At 45.2% G+C, this 22,572-nt stretch carries 18 protein-coding genes, 1 tRNA gene, 1 pseudogene and 1 riboswitch; of the genes and pseudogenes, 16 read left to right on the top strand and 4 right to left on the bottom strand.

Annotated elements, in window-relative coordinates; all coding sequences use genetic code 11:
• Positions 1–100 precede the first annotated feature (100 nt).
• Positions 101–697 carry an AAA family ATPase gene (locus LIQ05_RS13755; protein ID WP_173719024.1) on the bottom strand — a complete coding sequence of 199 codons (597 nt, stop codon included), beginning with the start codon at positions 695–697 and terminating at the stop codon, positions 101–103.
• Positions 698–1,016: 319 nt separating this feature from the next.
• On the opposite strand from LIQ05_RS13755, the gene LIQ05_RS13760 reads away from it, so the two are divergent.
• The 12 genes and pseudogenes from LIQ05_RS13760 (at position 1,017) to LIQ05_RS13815 (ending at position 14,493) form a co-directional block, all read left to right on the top strand.
• Positions 1,017–1,835, top strand: coding sequence for an FAD binding domain-containing protein (locus tag LIQ05_RS13760; protein ID WP_226821465.1), 819 nt, complete (start codon positions 1,017–1,019; stop codon positions 1,833–1,835).
• Positions 1,825–2,310: a (2Fe-2S)-binding protein gene (locus LIQ05_RS13765; RefSeq protein ID WP_226821467.1), complete on the top strand. Its 486-nt coding sequence runs from the start codon at positions 1,825–1,827 to the stop codon at positions 2,308–2,310. The genes LIQ05_RS13760 and LIQ05_RS13765 overlap by 11 nt, the downstream gene beginning before the upstream one ends.
• Positions 2,307–4,607, top strand: a complete 2,301-nt coding sequence (locus LIQ05_RS13770; protein WP_226821469.1) for a xanthine dehydrogenase family protein molybdopterin-binding subunit — start codon at positions 2,307–2,309, stop codon at positions 4,605–4,607. The genes LIQ05_RS13765 and LIQ05_RS13770 overlap by 4 nt, the downstream gene beginning before the upstream one ends.
• Positions 4,604–5,695, top strand: coding sequence for a DUF6077 domain-containing protein (locus LIQ05_RS13775; protein WP_226821471.1), 1,092 nt, complete (start codon positions 4,604–4,606; stop codon positions 5,693–5,695). Before LIQ05_RS13770 ends, LIQ05_RS13775 begins: the two co-directional genes overlap by 4 nt.
• 14 nt (positions 5,696–5,709) lie before the next feature.
• Complete coding sequence (locus LIQ05_RS13780; protein ID WP_226821473.1) at positions 5,710–6,561, top strand: hypothetical protein; 852 nt, start codon at positions 5,710–5,712, stop codon at positions 6,559–6,561.
• 84 nt (positions 6,562–6,645) lie between these two features.
• A riboswitch (Lysine riboswitch) is annotated at positions 6,646–6,853 on the top strand.
• Positions 6,854–6,945: 92 nt separating this feature from the next.
• The gene (locus tag LIQ05_RS13785) at positions 6,946–8,565 is read left to right on the top strand and encodes a Na+/H+ antiporter NhaC family protein (RefSeq protein WP_226821475.1); all 1,620 of its coding nucleotides are present in this window, start codon (positions 6,946–6,948) and stop codon (positions 8,563–8,565) included.
• A gap of 192 nt (positions 8,566–8,757) precedes the next feature.
• A pseudogene (locus LIQ05_RS13790) lies at positions 8,758–9,468 on the top strand (pseudouridine synthase); the annotation flags it as partial.
• Positions 9,469–9,658: 190 nt separating this feature from the next.
• The gene (ligA, locus tag LIQ05_RS13795) at positions 9,659–11,617 is read left to right on the top strand and encodes an NAD-dependent DNA ligase LigA (protein ID WP_226821477.1); all 1,959 of its coding nucleotides are present in this window, start codon (positions 9,659–9,661) and stop codon (positions 11,615–11,617) included.
• 148 nt (positions 11,618–11,765) lie between these two features.
• Positions 11,766–12,707: a homoserine O-acetyltransferase MetA gene (gene metA, locus LIQ05_RS13800; RefSeq protein ID WP_226821479.1), complete on the top strand. Its 942-nt coding sequence runs from the start codon at positions 11,766–11,768 to the stop codon at positions 12,705–12,707.
• An 85-nt stretch (positions 12,708–12,792) separates the two neighbouring features.
• Positions 12,793–13,230, top strand: a complete 438-nt coding sequence (locus LIQ05_RS13805) for a cyclase (protein WP_226821481.1) — start codon at positions 12,793–12,795, stop codon at positions 13,228–13,230.
• A 212-nt stretch (positions 13,231–13,442) separates the two neighbouring features.
• Positions 13,443–13,514, top strand: a tRNA-Arg gene (locus LIQ05_RS13810).
• A 52-nt stretch (positions 13,515–13,566) separates the two neighbouring features.
• Positions 13,567–14,493, top strand: a complete 927-nt coding sequence (locus LIQ05_RS13815; protein ID WP_226821483.1) for an SH3 domain-containing protein — start codon at positions 13,567–13,569, stop codon at positions 14,491–14,493.
• Between the two features lie 77 nt (positions 14,494–14,570).
• Here the strand turns inward: LIQ05_RS13815 and LIQ05_RS13820 are convergent, their stop codons facing one another.
• Positions 14,571–15,980: a polysaccharide deacetylase family protein gene (locus tag LIQ05_RS13820; RefSeq protein WP_226821486.1), complete on the bottom strand. Its 1,410-nt coding sequence runs from the start codon at positions 15,978–15,980 to the stop codon at positions 14,571–14,573.
• Positions 15,981–16,358: 378 nt separating this feature from the next.
• On the opposite strand from LIQ05_RS13820, the gene LIQ05_RS13825 reads away from it, so the two are divergent.
• On the top strand, positions 16,359–16,955 hold the full coding sequence (locus tag LIQ05_RS13825; protein WP_226821488.1) for a zinc dependent phospholipase C family protein: 597 nt from the start codon (positions 16,359–16,361) through the stop codon (positions 16,953–16,955).
• Positions 16,956–17,131: 176 nt separating this feature from the next.
• Here LIQ05_RS13825 and LIQ05_RS20700 read toward each other — a convergent pair whose 3' ends face one another.
• Positions 17,132–17,662, bottom strand: a complete 531-nt coding sequence (locus LIQ05_RS20700; RefSeq protein WP_416386001.1) for a hypothetical protein — start codon at positions 17,660–17,662, stop codon at positions 17,132–17,134.
• A gap of 919 nt (positions 17,663–18,581) precedes the next feature.
• Between LIQ05_RS20700 and LIQ05_RS20705 the strand changes: the two genes are divergently transcribed.
• Positions 18,582–19,379, top strand: a complete 798-nt coding sequence (locus LIQ05_RS20705) for an NlpC/P60 family protein (protein WP_416386002.1) — start codon at positions 18,582–18,584, stop codon at positions 19,377–19,379.
• A 94-nt stretch (positions 19,380–19,473) separates the two neighbouring features.
• Here LIQ05_RS20705 and pduL read toward each other — a convergent pair whose 3' ends face one another.
• Entirely contained in the window at positions 19,474–20,112 is a 639-nt protein-coding gene (gene pduL, locus LIQ05_RS13840) for a PduL/EutD family phosphate acyltransferase (protein WP_226821490.1), read from the bottom strand.
• Positions 20,113–20,254: 142 nt separating this feature from the next.
• Between pduL and LIQ05_RS13845 the strand changes: the two genes are divergently transcribed.
• Together LIQ05_RS13845 and LIQ05_RS13850 are read left to right on the top strand one after the other, a co-directional pair.
• Entirely contained in the window at positions 20,255–21,142 is an 888-nt protein-coding gene (locus LIQ05_RS13845) for a leucine-rich repeat domain-containing protein (protein ID WP_226821492.1), read from the top strand.
• Complete coding sequence (locus LIQ05_RS13850) at positions 21,139–22,518, top strand: VWA-like domain-containing protein (RefSeq protein WP_226821494.1); 1,380 nt, start codon at positions 21,139–21,141, stop codon at positions 22,516–22,518. The genes LIQ05_RS13845 and LIQ05_RS13850 overlap by 4 nt, the downstream gene beginning before the upstream one ends.
• The last annotated feature ends 54 nt before the right edge of the window (positions 22,519–22,572 follow it).

Raw genomic sequence — 22,572 nt, forward strand, 5'->3', positions numbered from 1 at the left:
CCCATTGTCCGAATGCGTCCCTCTTCGACGAACTTTTCAACCCACAAAATAGCAAAAAATCACAGCCCCGCCAAAAACGGGGCTGCCTTTAATATACATTTTAGATCAGCTTCTTCACCATCTCCACAATCTCTTCCTTCGTCACCCTGCTGCTGTTAATACACAGATCATACTGCAGCATATCCAGCCAGTTAGTATCCGTAAAATATTCATAATAAGCCCGGCGTTCCTTATCCGTACGTTTCACCAGCTTCCTTACACTCTTTTCCTCCCGGCCGGTACGTGCAATCACCGTCTTCACACGGTCTTCAAACGGAGCATAGATAAACAGACTCAGATGCTTATCCTTATTATCCTGTAAGATATAATTGCCACATCGCCCAACAATCACGCAATTCTCTTTTTCGGCTGCCTCCAAAATGATCTTCTTCTGCAGATCGTAAAGCACATCATTCATGGGAACAAAATGGTACTCCGGATTCATCTGCAGCTCGTAATCCACCGGATACAGCCACTGGCTGGCTTTTCTCTCATCTACTCTGGCAAACTCATCAAAAGGAATATTCTTCTCCCTGCTGGCCATTTCGATCAGCTCCTTATCATAGAACTTAAATCCCAGTTCCTCTGCAAGAGCCTTTCCAATAATACGTCCGTTACTTCCAAACATACGATTGATTGTTATAACACGGTTACTCATAAACGGCGCCTCCTTTTGTGGTGGATTTGTAAATAATTTTGTTATAAAATAGTTTATGAGAACTATTTTCTGTTCTTTTTAGCATTATAACACAATTGTATGAAAACATCTATATAATTTGCATAAAATCAAAATAAAAAAATATTCTGAATACGTCATTTCGCTGGAAATTTGAACCCTTTCTTGTTATACTAAAAATAGCAATACGATTGCTGTTCACTGCATGTACAGATTGCAGAAAGCCTTTTTCAAACACGCTCTGTAAAAAGCGCATTTGGAAAACGATGAACAGTGATACAATATGAGAAAGGAATTGAATATGCTCAAAATAAAAAATTATGTGAAAGCAGAATCTCTGGAACAGGCTTATGAGTTGAACCAGAAGCGGACTGCCTGTGTGCTTGGCGGCATGGTGTGGTTGAAAATGGGTAACCGTATTGTAACCACAGCCATTGATCTTTCCGGGCTTGGTCTGGATACCATCACAGAAACAGAAAGTGAATTTGTGATCGGCTGTATGACCCCATTGCGGGACCTGGAACTCCATCAGGGACTTCATACATATACGAAGGGTGCCATAAGAGAAAGCCTGCGCCATATTGTAGGCGTACAGTTCCGCAATTGCGCTACTGTAGGTGGAAGTATCTGGGGACGCTTTGGCTTTTCTGATGTACTCACCATGCTTCTGGCACTTGATACGGAGGTAGAACTTTTTAAAGGCGGCAGAGTCTGTCTTTCTGATTTTGTGAAAATGCCAAAAGACAGAGATATTCTGGTACGCATTATTATAAAGAAAACTCCGTTGAAGGTTGTCTATTTAAGCCAGCGTAATAGCAAGACTGATTTCCCGGTACTGGCATGCTGTATCAGGCTGTCTGAGAATGGTGTGAGAGCAGTTTACGGTGCCCGTCCGGCGAAGGCACTTCTTCTGGAAGACGAAAAAGGTCTTCTTGCAGGTCTGGAAACCATGTCCGTGGAAGAGAAGAAGACAGCGGTTCAGAAATTTGCAGACTATGCAGCCCGGAAGGTTCCTACCTTTGGAAACATGCGAGGCAGCGCAGAGTACAGAACCCTTCTTGTGAAGGTTCTCACAAGAAGAGCATTAGAAGCAGTGGGAGGTATGACAGATGAAAATTAATTTCTGGCTGAACGGAGTCAAAAAGGAAGCGGAAATCAGTCCTGACACCATGCTTCTGGAGTTTCTTCGAAGCCTTGGCTGCTACAGTGTAAAAAGAGGCTGTGAAACTGCCAACTGCGGTCTTTGCACTGTTTTGGTAAATGACAAACCAATGCTGTCCTGCAGTGTCCTTGCAGCACGTATTGACGGCAAAAAGGTCATCACTATGGAGGGACTTCAGGCAGAATCAGAAGAATTTGGAACTTTTCTTGCCAATGAAGGTGCAGAGCAGTGCGGATTCTGTAATCCGGGATTTATCATGAATGTACTTGCGATGACAAAAGAACTGGAAGATCCGACTGAAGAAGAGATTAAGGAATATCTGGCCGGCAATCTTTGCCGCTGTTCCGGTTTTGTGGGACAGACCAGAAGTATCTTGAAATATCTGAAATATAAGAAGAACGAAAACAGCCAGGAGAAGGAGGTGCAGGCATGAGCTATGTAAATAAATCTTTGCAGAAAAAGGATGCCATGGCTCTGGTGACTGGAAAGCCAGTCTACACAGACGACCTGGCACCAAAGGACTGCCTGATCATCAAGATTTTAAGGAGTCCCTATGCCAATGCCTGGGTGGAAGAAATCAAGACGGACATAGCCATGAAGGTAGAAGGAATGGCACTGATCCTTACCTGGAAAGATGTTCCAAAGAGACGTTTCGCCTCTGCCGGACAGACCTATCCGGAGTTCAGTCCATATGACAGAATGATCCTGGATCAGCATCTTCGTTTCATAGGGGATGCAGTGGCAATTGTGGCAGGAGAAACAGAAGCTGCCGTAGACCTTGCCATGAAGCGCATTAAAGTGAAATACCGCGTGGAACCTCCGGTTCTGGATATGCATACAGCAAAGGATAATTCGGTTCTGGTTCACCCGGAAGAAGACTGGGAATCCAAGTTCCCGGTTGGTGCAGATAACAAGCGGAACCTTGCAGCAAAAGGCCATGAGGAAATGGGAGATATTGACAAGGTTTTGTCAGAATGCAAATATACAGTAGATGAAGTTTATCACACAAAGGCCAATCAGCAGTGTATGATGGAGACCTTCCGCACATATTGTACCAAGGATTATTTCGGCAGGCTGAATGTGGTTTCCTCCACACAGGTACCGTTCCACCTTCGCCGAATTCTTGGAAATGCCCTTGGAATCCCATCCTCCAGGATCCGCGTGATCAAGCCTCGTATTGGTGGCGGCTTTGGAGCTAAGCAGACAGAGGTCTGTGAAATTTATCCGGCAATTGTTACCTGGATGACAGGACGTCCATCCAAAATCGTTTACAGCCGTTACGAATCCTTAATCTGCGCTTCTCCCCGTCATGAGATGGAAGTACATGTAAAAGTTGGCGCAGATGAGAACGGAATCGTAAGAGGAATTAAAGTAGAGGCGCTTTCCAATGCTGGCGCATATGGAGACCACAGTCCTACAACCATCGGACTTACAGGCCATAAGGCAATTGCCCTGTACCGGAATCTGGAAGCCTATGCTTTTGACTATGAGGTTGTTTACACCAACGTGCAGGCATCCGGTGCATATCGTGGATATGGTGCCACACAGGGAATTTATGCAGTGGAATCCGCTGTTAATGAGCTGGCCCATAAGATGAATATGGATCCTGCAAGGATCCGTGAGTTGAATATGCCAATTGAAGGCGAGCCAATGTATGACTATGATGGAAACCTGACTCATACAGCAAGCTGTACGATGGATCGCTGCCTTGCCCGGGCCAAGGAGATGATCGGCTGGGATGAGAAATATCCATGCCGTGATATGGGAAATGGAAAGGTACGCGGTGTAGGCCTTGCCATGGCGATGCAGGGCTCCTCTATTGCCAATGTAGACGTGGGAGGCGCAACCCTGAAGCTGAATGAGGACGCATCCTATACACTTTCCCTTGGATGTGCAGATATGGGTACAGGCTGTGATACCATTCTTTCCCAGATGGCAGCCGACTGTCTGGAAACAGAATTTGAGAATATTGTTGCATTTGGTGTGGATACGGATGTTTCTCCATATGATTCCGGTTCTTATGCATCTGCCACTACTTACGCTACAGGCAATGCAGTTATTAACGCCTGCAATGAGCTGAAAAAGAGGATTATCCGGCTGGGTGCTGAAATGCTGGGTGTAAGTCCTGAGGAAGCAGACTTTGATGGAAAGAAAGTCTACGCAGGGGAAAAAGAGGTCAGTCTTCAGGAGGTTGCTTATAAGGGAACCTGCGGAAATACCCTGGAAATGCAGGTGACTGCCTCCTATTCTTCCCAGATTTCTCCGCCGCCTTATATGGTTGGGGCAGCAGAGGTGGAAATAGACAAAGAGACAGGAAATATTGATCTGATCGATTATGTGGCAGTTGTAGACTGCGGAACTCCTATTAACCCCAATCTTGCCCGTGTGCAGACAGAGGGCGGTGTTGCCCAGGGAATCGGTATGGCACTTATGGAGAATGTACAGTATTCCAAAGAAGGTAAGATTCGTGAAAATTCTTTCATGCAGTACAAAATCCCAAGCCGTGAGGATATTGGAAATATCCGGGTTGAGTTTGAGAGCAGCTATGAAAAGAGCGGTCCTTTTGGCGCCAAGTCCATCGGTGAGCTGGTAATTGATACACCTTGTCCTGCAATTGCGGACGCTGTTTACAATGCTTCTGGTGTGCGGGTGAGAGAGCTTCCAATCACCCCGGAGAAGGTGGCAATGGGTGTTCTGGAGAATCAGTTAAAAGGAGAAATTCATAAATGAGAGAGGTTTGTCTTGCGTGCATAGGATTTATTCTGGAAATGACGATATTTTTTGCAGCAGGCAGGCTTTTGTCAAAGGCATTAAAATTAAAAGAGGATATATCACTGCAGCTGATTTTGGGATATCTGGTATATTTTACGGTATTAGAAGTGGCAGTTGTACCAATGACGCTTTTATGGGTACCGCTTAACAGGGCAGCAGCCCTGTGGGTGGTGCTTCTGATAATCCTGTTGGCAGGTGGCTGTTTTCTTTTGGGACGAAACAGAAAAAAGGCTGCATCAGGAAAACAAAAGAAGATTCATTCGGTCAGACTGTTTGTGGGGGAGCTTTGGAATCGCCATTCCCTTATGCTTCTGGCAGTCGTTTTTGTGGTTCTCCTTCAGTGCCTGATCGTGATTTTATATGAGGATACCACCGTTGATGCCACTTATTATGTTGGAACTGTAAGCACATCTGTGTACACGAATACTTTGGGCCGGTATGATCCGTTTCGGGGCGGTATTCTGAAGCGTTTTCAGGTGCGCTATATTTTATCAGCATACCCAATGAACAATGCAATCTGGTGTAAGCTTCTGGGAATCCACCCCATTGTTCAGGCAAAGATTGTGATGTCCTGTGTAAATGTAATTGTTTCCAATCTTATTATCTACCAGATTGGAAAGCGCCTGTTTGATGAAAACAGAAAAAAAGCAGATCTGATGTTGATTTTTGTCTGTGTTCTTCAGTTGTTTTGCGGAACTATTTATACAGCAGGAACCTTCTTTTTTACAAGAAGCTATGAGGGAAAATCCATTCTGGCGAATATTGCGTTCCCGGCAGTTCTGATGTGTGCACTGTGGTTTTATCAGAAAAAGGACGAAAAGACCGTCTGGCTTATATTATTTCTCACAGCTGCAAGTGCACTGTCCTTTTCCGGATCTGCGATTATTTTCCCGGCAGCAATTCTGGCAGGGATGGTACCGGTAATGTTTATGAACCGGAAATTTTCTGCAATACCTTATTGCATTCTCTGCATGGTTCCTTCCGGTATATATGCGGCAGTTTATTTTGCATGTAAGCTTGGTCTTATCAGGCTTGCCGCATCATAGAAAGGAGAAATCGTATGGCAGGAGTGACAATTGAAGAGCTTGGTCTGAAATTCGTAAAGGTTTGTATGAAGCTGTACTGGGGGTCCTGGTGGTATCCGCTTCTTTTTGCTATAGGATTGTTATGCACCTTGATCTGGGGGCGAAAAAAAAGCTCTAGGATTTTTATTGGATATACCGCCTTCCTTTTTCTGACTGTATACAATCCTATAGTAGTAAAATATGTAATTGCCAGACTGGATTTTGAAAATGAATACTATCGGCTTATATGGATTCTGCCGGTAATTCCGGCAATTGCCTATTACGGAGTAACCTTTGTTTCGGCTTTTAAGAAAAAATGGCTGAAAGCAGCTGCAGTTCTTGCAGTTCTTGGTGTTCTGATTGTTTCCGGGAATCCGCTGAACCAAGTGGTGAAGAATTTTGCACTTGCAGAGAATATTTACAAGGTTCCCAATGAGTTGATTGAAATTTGTGAGATTCTGCATGAGAATATGAGCAATCCTGATGGACGCCCGAGGGTGGTATTTGATGCAAGTCTGAATAATGTTGTAAGGCAATATGATGCCCAGCTTCGTCTGACAATTGACAGAAATGCAAGCATCTACAGGGCAGGAAGTACAGTAGCAGGGGAATTTGATGAAAACAGCAGGCGCTATAAGCGCCAGAAAGCTATTTTGGATGTGATTGATTATCAGATTTATGATCATCCGAAAAAGTTTCGAAATGCACTGGGAAAGTCGAAAACAAAATTTGTAGTTGTTTTAAAAAATGAGGAATTACAGGCTTTTCTGTTAAAAAATGGTTGTGAACAAATTGCAGAAACGGAATCCTATAATATTTTTCGCTATAAAGGTCTGAAAAAGACTTAACAAAAAAATCGACGAAAAAGAAATAAAGGGTTGCATTTGCAGGAAAAAGCTGATACAGTGAGTTTGTGAAAAATAAATACGGGAAGTTATGATAGAGGCGCGGGCTTCATCAGTAGTTTCTGCTGTAAAGAGGATTACAGTGTTTATGACATTGCTCTTTAATCACCTGGCAGATTGGCTGGAATGAAAGGGGAGACCGCCGAAGGATTTTCTGCTTTGCCATGAGAGTGGAATCCTGGGCTGAAGCAGAATATGCGGCAGACTGTCACTGTTGTGGAGCGCTATCGAAGGTATGGATCCTGTGAAGAGAATAAATGCCATGAATGTGTCCCATGATGGGAATCGCATTCATGGCTTTTTTGTGTGAAAAGGGAGGAAAGAAAAATGAAGTACAATCGAAGAAAATTATCTGTACTCTTTGCGGCAGTTATGCTTTTTGTTCTGACATGTCCGGTAACGGTTCTGGCAGCTGCTGAAGAGGAAACAGCACCAGCACTGTATGCCACATTCTGGTCGTTGGTACCGCCTGTTGTGGCAATCGTTCTGGCACTGATCACAAAGGAGGTTTACAGTTCTCTGTTTCTTGGAATTTTAGTTGGAGCACTTCTGTACTCCGGTGGCAATTTTGAGAAAACGGTTAACCAGATCTTTTCCGGAGGAATGATCAGTGTATTGTCATCCAGCAGTAATGTAGGTATTCTGGTATTTCTGGTAATTCTCGGAACAATGGTCTGTCTGATGAACAGAGCCGGAGGATCTGCTGCATTCGGGCGCTGGGCAGGTAAGCATATCAAAACAAGAGTTGGAGCAGAGCTTGTCACTATTTTACTTGGTGTTCTGATTTTTATTGATGACTATTTTAACTGCCTGACTGTAGGTAGTGTTATGAGACCGATCACAGATCAGCACAATGTATCACGTGCAAAACTGGCGTATCTGATTGACGCTACAGCAGCACCAATCTGTATTATTGCACCGATTTCTTCCTGGGCAGCTGCAGTTAGCGGTTTTGTTCCGGGAGAAGATGGAATGTCTGTATTTGTCAGAGCTATTCCATATAACTACTATGCCCTTCTTACCATTGTTATGATGGTATCTATGGTTTTGATGAAAGAAGAATTTGGTGCTATGGGTGTGCATGAATCAAATGCCTTAAAAGGAGATCTGTTTACCACTGCTTCCCGTCCGTATGCCGCGGGGGAAGGAGAGGGATCTGTAAATCCAAGGGGAAAGGTCATGGATCTTCTGATCCCGATTTTTTCACTGGTTATCTGCTGCGTTATCGGCATGATCTATACAGGAGGATTTTTCAGCGGCACTGATTTTGTAACTGCTTTTTCCCAGAGCGATGCTTCCGTTGGCCTGGTGCTTGGAAGTTTCTTTGGTCTGGTCATCACAATTCTTCTTTACATGATCCGAGGGGTATTGTCTTTCCGCGACTGTATGGCATGTATCCCAGAAGGCTTCAAATCCATGGTTCCTGCAATCCTGATCCTTACTTTTGCGTGGACCTTAAAAAGTATGACAGACAGCCTGGGTGCTGCTGAATTTGTTGCTGAACTGGTAAAATCATCTGCAAGTGGTCTGGTGAATATGCTTCCGGCAATTATCTTTCTGGTGGCATGCTTCCTTGCGTTTGCCACAGGAACTTCCTGGGGAACGTTTGGTATTTTGATTCCTATTGTGGTACATGTATTTGAAAATACACCAGGTGACCTGATGATCATTTCCATTTCTGCATGTATGGCAGGTGCTGTGTGCGGAGATCACTGTTCTCCGATTTCCGATACAACCATCATGGCCTCTGCAGGAGCTCAGTGCGATCATGTTAATCATGTATCCACTCAGCTGCCTTATGCAATTGTGGCAGCAGTTGTATCATTTGTAACGTATATTTTCGCTGGCTTTATCCAGAGCCCGCTGTGCCTGATCATCGGAGTGGCATTGATGATGGGCGTTATGCTGGTGGTGAAAATGAAGTTCTCGGATTTGAAAACGGAATAAAGGCAGTTTCTTCTTGAAAAAAGAAGACGCATGGAAGCCAGAATGAATTTGACTGTGTGATATTTGCAGAACTGTGAGAGAACTCAGAGTGTGAGCAGAGGATTACCGGGAAATTCGCTCTGGCTTTTCTTTGGCTTTTCTTTGGGGAAGGTTTACCTTGCATCTGTCCGGGAAAAACTATATAATGGAAAAATGGACGAAAAAATTAGAATCAACAAATACTTAAGCGAAGCAGGATTCTGCTCAAGACGGGAAGCGGACAGCCTGATCCAGGACGGAAGGGTGACTGTGGAAGGCCACACGGCAGAACCAGGAGAAAAGATTACAGCAGATACAGTGGTATTCGTGGATGGCAAGCCAGTGAAAAAGGTGGAGAAGAAGGTTCTACTTTTGTTTCATAAGCCCCGGGGCATTGTATGCAGCACTAAGAAGCAGCGCCAGGAGACCACGGTCACCGAATATCTGAACTATCCGGTGCGGATTTATCCAATTGGCCGTCTTGACAAAGAATCCGAAGGGCTTTTGCTTTTAACAAACCAGGGAGACCTGGTGAATAAGATCATGCGCGCGGGGAACTATCATGAGAAGGAATATCTGGTGACCGTGAATAAGCCTGTCGATGGTGGGTTTGTAAGAAAAATGTCATCTGGTGTGCCCATTCTGGATACTATTACCCGCCCCTGTTTTGTGGAAAAAACAGGCGGGAATTCTTTCCGAATTATTCTGACCCAGGGCTTGAACCGGCAGATCCGCCGGATGTGTGAGTATCTGGGCTATCAGGTGCTTACCCTGAAGCGTGTGCGCATTATGGAGCTGACGCTGGATGGTCTGAAGGAGGGCGCGTACCGGGAAGCTACCAGGGGAGAGTGGGAGAAGCTGGAGCGAGGAATCTCAGGTTCTTCTCAGCAGCCTGCAGCCATGAGAAGCGGTAAATCTGTCTTTTTCAATTCCCCTAATAGAGGTAGATCAGAGGTTGGGGCGGTGGGAGAAAGGAAGCAGCATACTTCTACTGAAAATAGTTTAAAAAAACAGCAGCCTGCTTTACAGGGAAAGACTGCTTACAGCAATCATAACAGGAAAACAGGAGGACATCATGGAAAATTCTCTACAGCGAATGAAGGAACTGGTAGAAAAACTGGACCAGGCCGCGAAAGCCTATTACCAGGAAGACAGGGAAATCATGAGCAATCAGGAGTACGACGATCTGTACGACCAGCTGGAGCAGCTGGAAAAAGAAACCGGAACCGTACTCACAAATAGCCCTACCATCCGTGTAGGATACGAGGCAGTCAATGAGCTTCCGAAGGAAGAGCATCCAAGCCCCATGCTGTCCCTTGATAAGACAAAGGACAGGGAAGTGCTCCGTGATTTTATTGGAAGCCACAAATGCCTTTTGTCCTGGAAACTGGACGGATTGACTATTGTTCTTACTTATGAGAATGGGGAGCTTGCAAAAGCAGTCACAAGGGGAAACGGAGTAGTTGGCGAGGTGATCACCAACAATGCCCGGGTGTTTAAGAACATTCCCCTTCGCATTCCTTATAAGGGACAGCTGGTACTTCGTGGGGAAGCAATCATCACTTATTCTGAGTTTGAACGGATCAACGAGACCATCGGAGATGCGGATGCGAAATATAAGAATCCCCGAAATCTTTGCAGCGGCTCTGTGCGTCAGCTGAACAATGAGATCACAGCGAAACGAAATGTGAGGTTTTATGCCTTTGCCTTGGTAAGCGCCCAGGATGTGGATTTCTCCAATTCCAGGGAACAGCAGTTTCTGTGGCTGAAAAAGCAGGGCTTCGAGGTTGTGGAATATAAAGTGGTTACGTCTGAAACACTGGATGAGGCTATGGACTATTTTTCCACTGCCATTATAAACAATGATTTTCCTTCAGATGGGCTGGTGGTAACCTATGATGATATTGCTTATGGAGAGTCCTTGGGAAGTACGGCGAAGTTTCCGAGAAATTCTTTTGCTTTTAAATGGGCAGATGAAATGCGGGAGACCAAACTAGTGGATATGGAATGGAGCCCTTCCAGAACCGGGCTGATCAATCCAGTGGCAATTTTTGAGCCGGTGGAGCTGGAGGGTACCACAGTAAGCCGTGCCAGTGTACACAATATCAGTATTGTAAAGGAATTACAGTTGGGAATCGGGGATACCCTTAAAGTCTACAAGGCGAATATGATCATTCCCCAGATTGCAGAGAACTTAACCAGAAGCGGCAATCTGGTGATCCCGGACAAATGCCCGGTGTGCGGCCATGAGGCACGTATCCGCCAGGAAAATGACGTGGAAACTTTATATTGCATGAACCCGGACTGCGTGGCCAAGAAGATCAAGTCCTTCAGCCTTTTTACCAGCCGGGATGCCATGAACATTGACGGACTTTCCGAGGCAACCTTAGAGAAATTTATTGCTATGGGATTTATCCATAATTTCGGGGATATTTTCGAGATTGGAAAATATAAGGAGCAGATCGTGGAGATGGAGGGCTTTGGCCAGAAATCCTTCGATAATCTCATGGCAAGCCTTGAAAGGGCGAAGGAGACCACTCTTGCAAAGGTGATCTACAGTCTTGGAATCACAGGAATCGGTCTTGCCAATGCAAAGGTGATCTGCAAATATTTTGATGATGACATTGAGAAAATCCGTCACGCGGATGTGGAAGAAATCAGTTCCATTGAGGGAATCGGTCCGGTGATCGCTGGAAGTCTTGCAGATTATTTTAGCAGCGAAGAGAATAATAAGAAACTGGATCATCTGCTTGGGCATCTTCATCTGATCCATGAGGAGACTTCTGAAGAACAGGTATTTGCAGGAAAAACCTTTGTGATCACAGGAAGCGTGGAACATTTTTCCAATCGTTCTGAGGCAAAGGAATTTATTGAAGCCCGGGGTGGAAAGGTGACCGGATCTGTGACGAAAAAGACAGATTACCTGATCAATAATGATAAGATGTCTGCTTCATCCAAGAACAAGAAGGCACAGGAGCTTGGAATTCCAATTCTTTCGGAAGAGGATTTCCTGGAACTGGCGGGGGAGAAGTAGGGTGCGTTTGTTTTACAGTGCTGTTTTTCATTGTTTTTGTCTGACAGAGTTTCGTTAAGAATAGGATTGTTATGTGGATTTTATAAATGAAATCAAGTGCTTTATCCTGTGATGGAAAAAGTACTTATAGATACAGGAGGAAATGGTAATGCCAATTAAAATACAAAGTGATCTCCCGGTTAAGGAGATCCTGGAAAAAGAAAACTTATTCGTTATGGACGAGAATCGTGCTATGCACCAGGATATCCGTCCAATTTACATTCTGATTTTGAATTTAATGCCGTTGAAGGAAGAGACCGAGCTGCAGCTTCTTCGTTCCCTTTCGAATACGCCGCTGCAGGTGGATGTGAGCTTCATGGCCGTGGAGTCCCATCAGGCAAAAAATACTTCCAAGAGCCATCTGAATAAATTTTATCAGACTTTCTCTGAACTGAAGGATAAGAAATTCGACGGAATGATTATCACCGGAGCTCCGGTAGAGCAGATGGAGTTTGAAGAGGTGGATTATTGGGAAGAGGTAACACAGATCATGGACTGGTCCGAGACACATGTAACCTCTACGATTTTCCTTTGCTGGGCGGCCCAGGCCGCACTTTACCACTTCTATGGCCTTAAGAAACGGAAGCTGGATAAGAAAATGTTCGGCCTGTTCTGGCACAAAGTAATGAACCGCAAGATCCCACTGGTACGTGGTTTCGACGATGTATTTCTTGCTCCTCATTCCAGACATACGGAAGTACCCATCGAGGATGTACATGCCTGCAAAGACTTGACTGTTCTTGCTGAATCTGACGAGGCTGGCCTTTTCCTTGCCATGGCAGAAGATGGCCGCAAGATTTTCGTAATGGGGCATCCGGAATATGACCGTGTCACCCTGGATGGTGAGTATAAACGTGACCTTGGAAAAGGTCTCCCCATTGAAATGCCCGAAAACTACTACCGCGACAACAATCCGGAAAACGGTCCGCTGCTGCTGTGGAGAGCCCATGCCAATAACCTGTATACCAACTGGCTCAATTATTACGTTTACCAGAGCACCCCGTATGACCTGTACGGAACACCTGATTTTTCCCGCATTTCCAAGGATTGAGAGCGGTTTGTATCCGGTTGAAAAGTCGATTTGCAGGTATGTGGAAAAATCATAATCGTGTGATTGGCAATATAGTGGAAAAATATTGAAAAGAAAAATCACAGGGAATAAGGAAACTGGACTGCCACGTTTGGGGCGGTCCTTTTTTTTATATAAAAGAGAAAGGAAGGGATTTACGAAGCTGGTAATAGTATTTGATGTCAGCAGAGCGAAAAATAGAGATATAGACATTGCTGATATAGATATGAATAATGTTACAAATGATATGTTTGTATGTTTTTATACTGGATTTATTGAGGAAGAAGGATATGAAACGAAAAAATATTTTACAGAACATCCTCAGCTTTCCAATGAATTGCTTGAAGCACTTTTGCAGAAAAAAGTGTCTATTGTTGATGTGAATTTTGCAGGTGTGAGGAGAGGCAAAGAACATACACCTATGGATCAGTATTGTGCAGATCATGGGGCTTTTATTATTGAGAATTTATGCAAGACTTGCGACGCGAAATCATGCAAGGCATGATTTCTGTGCATCGCGAAGCGTGTAACTGTTAAGGTACTGAACAGTTGGACAAATTCTATAAACAGAATCTGGAAGCTGGTATTATCAGCATTATTTCACAATTAGGCACAACTATTCAACCAAAAGAAAAAACTTTACATCTTGTGGATATTGTGCTATACTTTTTAAGTCGAAGTGGTTGTACATTGATAATTCAACACTCGAATTTTTATGCACCTGTAGCTCAGTGGATAGAGCAGTGGTTTCCGGTACCATGTGCGGGGGTTCGATTCCCTTCAGGTGTATTGCCTGGAACGATCGGGCGTTCCGGTGCTTTGTATTAAGGAGGACAAGAACTTGGATAATTTCAGAGAATGGTTATCAGATAACCTTCGCTATTTTATGCTTGGCGGAGCGATTCTGTTAATCGTGGTTGTCCTGTTTTTTGGTGTCCGTGCATTTATGGGAAGCGGGAAGGGCGATTCCAGCAAGGATACAGCCGAGAATCAGGAGACAACAGACAACGACCAGGGAAATGTTCCTTCTTCTCCGGCAAATGATGGGGAGACTGACGGGAAGAAAGACGCCAATCCCATGGAAACAGCAAATGAAGAGATTACTTCATTGATCAAGAGCTATTACAAGGCTCTGGGGGATAAAGATATTACCACATTACGTACATTGGTAGATAATCTTGCACCAGCAGATGAGTCTAAGATTACCAATGCCAAGTATATTGAAGGGTATGAAGCAGGTGATATCTACACAAAAAAGGGGCTTGATGACGATTCCTATGTAGTATATTCCTGTTTTTACTACATCTGTCAGGGGATTGATGCAAAGGTGCCTGCGCTTGCTGAGTTCTATGTAGTAAAGGACACAGACGGAAATTGGAAGATTGATGGCGCTGCCCATAGTGACAGTGACGAGATAACGAAATATGAGGTTTCTCTTCGTCAGGATGATGATGTTAAGGAACTGAAGTCCAAAGTACAGAAACAGTACGAGGACGCCCAGAAAGCAGATTCTGCACTTGCCGCATTCCTTGAGGGGCTTGGGGATGACGTTGCAGGATCCACCCAGACAGCAGATGGAACTACACTGGTTGTAACAGAAGACTGCAATGTCCGCGCAGAAGCAAGCAGTGATGCAGATGTGATCGGTGGTCTTGCCGCCGGCACAGAGGTTGTCAAAGAGGGTGAAAGCGGAGACTGGATTCAGATTGATTATGAAGGAACTACAGCCTACGTTCACAGTAGCCTTCTGGAAGAGAAAACTGAATAATGTAGAAAGAAGAAAAGACCAGAAAACCTAAATTTACAATTCACAGTAAATTAGTTTTCTGGTCTTATTTTGGTTATTTATGAAAAAGATCCGTAAGAAACTCCATTTTCCAGTGCGATTCCCCTGGCAGCCGCCAGCTCACTGACCGTTACCAGCTGGTAGCCCTCCTGAAGCAGCTGTGGGATAAAAATCTCCGCTGCATCTACCGATTCTTTGAAAATATCATGCATTAAGATGATCTGCCCGTCGGCGGCATTGTCCATTACATTTTGTACTGTGGCGTCCACATTCTGCGTTTCCCAATCCAGGGTGTCTACAGACCACAGGATCAATGGCCTTGCAGCGATACCTGCTACAGTATCGTTAAAAGAACCGTAAGGCGGGCGGACAACTGTGGCAATATGACCTGTCAGATCCTTGATCAGCTGATCAGTACGGGAAAGCTGGCTTGACACATCATCTGCGGAAAGGGTGGCAAGATCGGGATGATCATAAGAGTGGTTGCCAAGCTCGCATCCAAGCTCTTCCATACGCGTTACTGGCTCCTGAAAATATTCCACTTCCTGACCGGCCAGGAAAAAAGTGGCTTTTACGTTATTGGCTTCCAGACAATCCAGAAGACGGTCGGTAAAATCACTGGGACCGTCATCGAAGGTAAGGGCGATCATTCCCTTGGGCTTAGGTGTAGCGGTAGGCTCAGGCGTGACCGTGGGAGTTGTCTGGAGTGCTGGTGCTTCCTGGGAGTTATCTGTTCCGTCAGAAGCAGTATCTTCCCCAGAGGAAACATCAGCTTCTGCGGCAGATGCCCTGGCATCTGCCACAGAAGCTGTGAGATTGTCAGCTGTAGAAGCTGCTGCAGTATTCATATAGAACACCAGTGCCTTGTCAGAACTGTCATCTGCTGCCGTAGGATCTCCCTGCTGGGCTCCGTCAGCACCAAAATGATAGATTTTACCATCTATGGTCATATGACCAGTCTGCAAAACACCGTCTGCATTGAAATAATAGCGGTTTCCATCAAGCTCAAGCCAACCGGTGTGCATGACACCATTTTCATCGAAATAATAACGATGTCCATCTGTATCTGTGAGCCAGCCTTTGTATCCCTCACCATTTATCATGAAGTACCAGCTGCTGTCGACTGGTGTCCATACACCCTGGGAAGCTTCCGGAGAGACTTCAAAAGAAGTATCCTGCGCTTGGTCAGAAGTGTCTGGGACAGGTGAAGGTGTATAAACAGGCGTTTCCGTAGGAACAGCTTCCCCGGGTGTAGTCTCACCCTCTGTATTGGTAGTTTCAGCTGCCACACCATTTGATTGAAGCTGAGAATTATCTGTATTTCCAGCTACGAACATATCAGGAGTCTGGGTGTCAGCAATTGGTGAGTGGGATGCGGAAGACTGGGTAAATGTAACTCCGCAGGCCAGGCACATGAGAACTGCAGCCACTGCCAGCCCCTTATTTGTCCGAGGTTTATGGCCAGGCATATAATTCCTCCTTTATGTAGCGATTTCATGATGGCGAAAGAACAGTAATTAAAATCTGATTTCTTTCCTGCCATCTCATTCTTTTTAATCATACAATATATGACAGAAAAAAACAAGACCGGCTTAATTTATGACAGAAGATAATCTGCCGAGAAGAGTTTAATAAGACTGATAAAAGTTAGCTCAATATTGTGCAATCTGCATATTTTATGACAAATAATTCACAGAAAATCAGGAAATGTTCATTTGAAATTTACGCAACATTCTGCTATATTAAATTATGATAACTATAATTCAAAAAGCATGTACAAAAGCTTTTTACAGTTTAGTGTTTCTTATTTGCTACAATAGATAAGAACAGGAAAGAAGAGGAAGCGGTTGCGTAAAAAATCCCATATACTGGTAGCCAGATATCTGGCAGACCAGATGCCTGCTGATAAGAGTCTGCAATCCCACAGAAAGGCATTTTGCCTTGGAAATATCCTTCCAGATATCAAGCCCTCATTTCTGACCAGGAAGCATGAGTACTTCGGTACCTTTGAGGAAATTCAGGAGAAGATGAAGGCGCTTATTAACAGCAGTCCCCAGGAAGGCAAGGAACGCGTTTACTGGCGTAGATTTGGTGAAGTCATGCATTATATGGCAGATTATTTTACTTTTCCACATAATAAGAACTTTACCGGTAATCTGTATGAGCACAATAAATACGAAAAGCACCTTAAGAATCACCTGAAGCGCTACATAGAGAGCGGCGCTGCATGCCAGATGGTTATTACATCTGTGTATTTTGAGAGCTTTCAGGATCTTGTAGAATATATTCGGAAGGTTCATGAGAGATATCTTCTTAAGGAGCGCAATATCGCAGAGGATGTTCAGTATATTCTCAGAACCTGTTCACAGGTGATTCGTGGAATCCTGCAGCTGTCTGCAAGGCGGCTTGGCAGGGAGAATATTCTGTTTCCGGCTGCATGCTGATATGAGGAGAAGCCAGTGCCGGGAGACCACAGCATGAGATCTGTGGAGTCGGCACTGGTATTTTTTTGCTCTGAAAAGCAGGGGGCAGAGGAATGACTGCAGTTGCTGGCCAGGTTCTGGACCGTAACTTATTGCTGCTTAGATCGTGGACAGTAACGGTTGATTTAAGCAGGTGTTTATGCTACAATAATGTATGTTAATGATTTAATACGAACTGCCTTTGAGGTAAGAATGCATACCTTTATATAGGGGAGTAAAGGGATGTTCATAGATAGAAGGGAGCATCTTTTGAATATGAAGAATAAATATCTGACAAAGTGTTTATGTATCACCATGGCAGCTGCCGTGTCCATGAATGGTCCGGTAGGAATTTTTGCCGCAGACGAGGCATCCTTGTCAGGAACCGAAACAGTTATACAGACAGATGAGACACAGGGGAAGACCACAGCAGACGAGACTGCACCTACGGTTTCGGAGGCTCCAGCAGAAGCAGACGAGCCATCTTCGGAGCCAACAGAAGCACCGTCAGAACCGGCGGAGCCAACAGAAGCGCCGGCAGAGCCTACGGAAACACCAGATCCGTCTGAACCAAGTGTGACACCGGAACCAAGTGACACCCCAGATCCAAGCGTGACACCGGAACCAAGTGACACCCCAGATCCAAGTGTGACACCGGAGCCAAGTGACACCCCAGATCCAAGTATCACTCCAGAACCAAGTGATACCCCGGATCCCAGTGTGACTCCTGTCTTGCCGACAGAGAGCCAGCAGAAGGTAGAGGCTCTGATCAAGGAGATTGATGCTGCTTACGCGCTGGAGTTTAATGATGCGAAGAAGACCAAGGTGGAAGAACTTCGCAAGACATATGACAGTTTTTCCGATGAAGAGAAGGCGGCTGTTACGAACTATAAGCTGCTTACGGATATGGAAAAGACCATCAGCCATATGTCAGAAGCAGCAGATGATCCGGCCAATGGTTTTACAGATGGAACGGATATTCAGGCAATTAACGGTGTGCCGGTTTATTATGCATCCAATCTTCATGCAGGTAAGGAATTTTATCTGAATAGCCTGCAGGAGAATTATCAGCTGTCATTTTCGGATGATTTTGCAGATATTATGGATCAGATCGAGAAGGAGTATAAGGAACAGAATCAGCTTACAGATGTATCAGACACCACAGGCGGTGTTACCACATCTGCAGATTCCCTTCTTGTGCGCAACTGGCAGGATATTCTGGCAGTATATGTTTATGAGCAGAGCCTTAAGGGAGTTACTTCTTATACCCTGGATGCCTCCTGCAAAGATGACCTTGCAGCTATTTTTGCCCAGATGAATCCGGTTATCCGTGATGAGAATGATTCCAGCAGGGTTACGTATGGAAATTACCATATTAATCATTACATTAAGAAGAATAAGATTCCCAAGTCAGAGAGAGGAATCCTTAAGAAATATCTGGAAACAGACTGTGAGCTTCTCTGTGCCACAGTTACAGCTGCCAAGGGCTTTGTAAGGCAGAGTGTGGGAGAAGATGTATCAGAGGAGCGTGTAAATGTGATTGCCGCTGCATATTCCCTTGTGGGAAAGATTGGTTATTTCTGGGGCGGTAAATCTACTGTGATCGGAATGGATCCTGAATGGGGAGCTGTTGAACAGGTTACTGCAGAGGGAAGTCAGAGTACCGGATCTTTGCGGGCATATGGCCTTGACTGCAGTGGTTTTGTTACCTGGGCAGTGATCAATGGATATCAGGATCAGGCTATGATCGCAGCGGTTGGAAGTGGTACTTCTGATCAGTGGGAGAGAGCCAATGTAGTAAGCGAAGCAGATGCGCAGCCTGGAGACCTTGTTTTCCAGCGCGGTCCGGAAGCTGGAAGCTCCAATCATGTAGGTATTATCTGTGGTAAGACAGATGCAGGCGACTGGATCGTTGTGCATTGTTCTTCCGGTAAGAATGGTGTTACAGTAGGTGAGGCTTACAGTGCAAGCTTCCGCTATATCCGTCAGCCATCCTTCTATCCGAACGCAGATCAGGTAGCACAGATGCGAGGAAGCGGTGAGGCGATCACCACAGCACAGTTTATTACTGGTATTGATGTAGCCAATAATCTTCAGGATCTGATCAATGCGAACCTGTCTACCTCAGGAGATATGGATACGGTTACCATCGATCCTTCCGGAAATGGAACTGTTTCACCGGGAAGCCTTTATGTTGCAAACAGCCTTCAGGAGCTGTTTGAGGCTGGACAGCATGTAAGTGTATTCAGCCAGGTGTCTTATGGAGATGCAGCAGAGGTTGGCAGCCAGGATGGTGGAATAGCAGGCAGCGCGAAGGCGGCTCAGACAGCAGAGACAGACTTCTCGGGAATTATGGTTACCAATTCCCTTCAGGAACTGTTATCTGCCACAATTGGAATTCAGTGACGTAAAAAGTGCTTCCACACCCGGTTTCGGGCAGGAAGCACTTTTCATATACTGCGTCAATATAGCAGATACTTAATTTTCCACTGTACCAGAGCTAACGGTTGATTCCAGACAATACATCCTCAATCCATTTGTCTGTATTGTAATTATCATCAAAGAATTTTACAATTACCCCATAAGGCTCCCTTTCATTGGAAAAAGCATTGGCCTCGTCTGTATCTACATGCATGGCAAGACGGTAGCTCCAGTCCACACGGACAACCACATCTGCGTAAATAAGGGCCCGGCCGAAGCTTTTGGTGAGGACAAAGACTTCGTCGTTATCTTTTACCTTAAGAGTAACTGCATCGGCAGGTGTCATGTGGATGTGGCGCTTAGCGACGATCACTCCATGGGAGATGGTGAGTTCGCCTTTGGGACCGATAAGGGTACATCCCGGAGAACCGGCGGTATCACCAGACTGGCGGATCAGACCGGGAAGTCCGATTTTGCGGGTGTCTGTGAGGGAAAGCTCAATCTGGGTTTCCCTACGGAAGGGACCCAGGATGGCCATATTCTGATATTCGCCTTTTGGACCTTTTACCGTGAGCCGTTCCTGACAGAGATACTGTCCAGGCTGGCTTAATTCTTTTATGTAATGAAGCTGGGCATCCTCTCCGAAAAGAAAATGAAAATCTTCCTGGGAGATGTGGATATGCCGGGCTGAGGTTTCAATTGGGATCTTGATGCTCATGGGAATTCCTCCAATGTAAATTATGATTTCATACAAGTTTAATCTTAATGAAAAAAAATATCAAGCATTTTTTACGTTACTGTGCACAGAGTGAACAGTAACCAGTAGCCTTTTTGCAGGAGTATACATAGGAGCGTGTAAAATGAAAAAGCATACAGACAACGGTTTTACCTTTGACATTAAGGAAGATCATGCTGTAGTAACAGAAATTGAGGGAGATCCGCAGATCGTAGAAATTCCGGAACTGGTGGATGGAGTGCCAGTGACAGAACTTGGGGAATATTTGTTCTCGGGGAAGAACTGCCAGCTGATTCGGATTCCCTCCGGTGTGAAGAAGATAGGAAGGTATGGATTTTATAATTGCCGCAATCTGGAAGAAATCTGGTTTTCCAGTGACTTTACAGATCTTGGAAGTGGAGCCTTTACAGGCTGTCACAGGATCCGCAGGCTGGAGGTGCTGATGAACAGCGAACAGTCCGGACTTAAGGAGATCCTATCTGAGGTCGGGGAAGAACTCAGGGTACATCTTTATGGGGACGTGGAGGCCATGCTCTGGTTCCCGGAATATTATGAGGAAGGTGTGGAGAACACACCTGCCAGAATCCTGATGACGGAGGTTCATGGAAGCGGTTTATATTACCGGAACTGTTTTCAGGGAAAAGTATTCCACTTTCTGGAGTATGACAAGCGGTTCGAAATGGCAAGAGCCCAGGAATCTGCTGATTTTCTAAGAGAAATGGTTTACGGCAGACTGCACCTGCCAACCGGACTGACTAACCAGGCGAAGGTACAGTATGAGCAGTATCTAAGAGCACATACGGAGCAGATCGCCTCCGATTTTATCCGACAAAAAAGAGAAGAGGAGCTGGAATGGCTTCTTCATACCTATCCTCTTACAAGTGACCAGAAAGAACTGTTTACAGGGCTTGTGACCCTGGCAGACACGGTGAAATCACCGGAGATCCTAAGTATGCTTATGGAATATCAGAGAGTGCATTTTCCATCCAGAAGGAGAAGTTTTGATCTATGAGTGATCCACAGGAAAGAGAATTGTATAAAGTGAATCCGGTTCATGATGCGCAGGAACGGGCATTAGCTGCGGAAACGATCTGTCAGGATATTTTATCCAGTTCCAGAAACCGGCTTTATCTGAATATGCGGTTTATGGACTGTGCCCTTTCATCCCTTGGCTTTCAGGGGGATATGGGAGTGCATCCTGTGGGAACAGATGGCATGGCTCTGTATTATCAGCCAGAAGAGCTGATGGAACTGTTTCGGCGAAGCCAGGAGAAGGTGAACCGGATTTATCTTCACAGTCTTTTGCACTGTATTTTTCTCCATTGCTTCCCGGAGCGGGATGGGGAGGGAAATCCAGCTGTAGATGTGCAGTACTGGAATCTTGCCTGTGACATTACGGTGGAAAATATCATCGACGGGCTTTATCTGAAATGTGTGCACCTGCCAGTGTCCATGGTGAAGCGCCAGGCATTGCAGCTGATCCTGGAGGAAGGAAAGGTCCTGACAGCTCAGAGAGTATACCGGAAGCTTCAGTCTCTGCATCTGCCTGAGAACAAAATGCAGGAGCTGCGCAGGGAATTTGTCCAGGATGACCATGTGAAGTGGTACGAAAATCACCCAAACAGTCCCCGGATGTCCCAGCGGAAAAAGAACTGGGATGACATCCGGAACCGCATGCAGACGGAGATGGAGACTTTCTCCAAGGAAGCGGGAGAGGGCGGTGAGACTCTTGTAGAGCAGCTTCGTGCCCAGAACCGCAATCACTATGACTATAAGGAATTTTTGCGAAAATTTTCTGTTTTAAAAGAAGAAATGAAAGTGGATATGGACACTTTCGATTATATATTTTACAATTATGGAATGAACCTGTATGGCAATATGCCGCTGATCGAGCCGTTGGAGACAAAGGAAGAGCGGAAGGTGGAGGATTTTGTGATCGTCATCGACACTTCCATGTCCTGTAAAGGAGAACTGGTCCAGAAATTTCTGGAGGAAACCTACAGTGTGCTAAGTGAATCGGAGAGCTTTTTCAGACGGATCCATGTGCACATTCTTCAGTGTGATGAGAAGGTCCAGTCTGATGCAGTGATCGAAAATGCCATGCAGTTAAAAGAATATATGTCCCATTTCACTGTGAAAGGAGGGGGCGGCACTGATTTTCGCCCTGCTTTTACTTATGTGGAACAGCTTCTTAGGGCAAAGAAGTTTACAAAGCTTCGGGGACTGATTTATTTTACAGATGGGTATGGAATCTATCCAGCGAAAATGCCGCCTTACGAGACCGCTTTTGTGTTTATGAAGGAGGATTACCAGGATATTGATGTGCCGCCATGGGCGATCAAGCTGATTCTTGGGGAAGAGGATTTAAAGGGAACAGAAATCCTGTAGGGAAACAAAAAGGGCTGTTTTAAAAGAAATGCCAATCTGTAAAGACGAGGAGAA

It is taken from the genome of Blautia glucerasea (assembly GCF_020537505.1).
GTDB lineage: Bacteria > Bacillota > Clostridia > Lachnospirales > Lachnospiraceae > Blautia_A.